Source organism: Streptomyces sp. NPDC101166, assembly GCF_044768125.1.
GTDB lineage: Bacteria > Actinomycetota > Actinomycetes > Streptomycetales > Streptomycetaceae > Streptomyces.
Window position 1 is genome coordinate 1 of record NZ_JBIWPF010000194.1, and the last position, 1228, is coordinate 1228.

1 protein-coding gene is annotated in these 1228 nt (G+C 69.4%); it reads left to right on the forward strand.

The genetic code is table 11. The annotated features are described in order from the left end of the window. Nucleotides 1–18: 18 nt before the first annotated feature. The coding region (locus ACIRS4_RS37645) for a serine/threonine-protein kinase (protein ID WP_404204692.1) at nucleotides 19–1228 on the forward strand (1210 nt) is incomplete at its 3' end.

The following is a 1228-nucleotide window of genomic DNA, read 5'->3' on the forward strand; positions in this document are numbered from 1 at the left end:
CGCATGGACGCGTTGAAGGTGCTCTCCGCCGAGCTGACCAGCAACGAGGAGTTCCGCGGCCGCTTCGAACGCGAAGCCAATGTGGTTGCGGGCCTGGACCACCCGAACATCGTCGCCGTGCACAATCGCGGCGAGGAGAGCGGGCAGCTGTGGATCGCCATGCAGTATGTCGATGGCACCGACGCCTCGGCCGAGCTCAAGCGCGATCCGACCGCCATCCCGCCGCTGCGGGCGCTGTCCATCGTCACCCAGATCGGCCGCGGCCTGGACTACGCGCACCGGCGCGGCCTGCTGCACCGGGACGTGAAGCCCGCCAACTTCCTGCTCTCCACCGCCGCCGGTGAGGACGAGCGCGCCCTGCTGGCCGACTTCGGGGTCGCCAAGTCCACCGAGGACACCACCGAGCTCACCCAGACCGGCAGCTTCGTCGCCACCATCGCCTACGCGCCGCCGGAGCAGCTATCCGGGCTGCCGCTGGACCACCGCGCCGACATCTACAGCCTGGGCTGCTCCTTCTTCAAGCTGCTGACCGGCCGGAACCCGTATCCCGCAACGCAACCGGCGCTGGTCATGATGGGCCACCTGCACGAGCCGCCGCCGCGTGCCACCGATGTCGACCCGCATCTGCCCGCCGCACTGGATCAGGTCTTCGCACGGGCGATGGCCAAGAACCCGGCCGAGCGTTTCAATTCCTGCCGCGAGTTCACCGAAGCCGCCACGGCCGCGCTGGTGCCGGGCTACAACCCGGTGTCCACCAATACTTCTCCGACCTATCCGATCCAGATCGCGCCGCCGGGCATGCTCCCGGGCGGGGCGACCCAGAGTGGCATACCGGTGTCCGCGTCCGAGCCCACCGAGCTGGAGCTGGTGCGGCCGCCGCGCAATCGGACCCGGATCTACCTGGGTATCGGTGCGGCGACGGTGGCGGCCGCGGTGGCCGTCGGCATCGTCGCCAGCGGCGGCAGCGAGACCGGTTCCGCCGCGACGACTTCCGCCGGGGCGGCCCCGGCCGCGAACACCGTCCCGAACTCGGTGGACCAGGCGCGCAAGGACAATCCCTCGTTCCAGGGCAAGTCCGTCACCCTCGTCGACGTGACCGGCGACGACTACAACACCAAGTACAGCATCTACCTGACCGGCAGTGATCAGGCGAAATACCTGGAGAGCCTGGGCTTCGTCTACAACGCCCAGTATCAGCCCGAGGCCGGGGAGACCTCCCCGCGCCCCT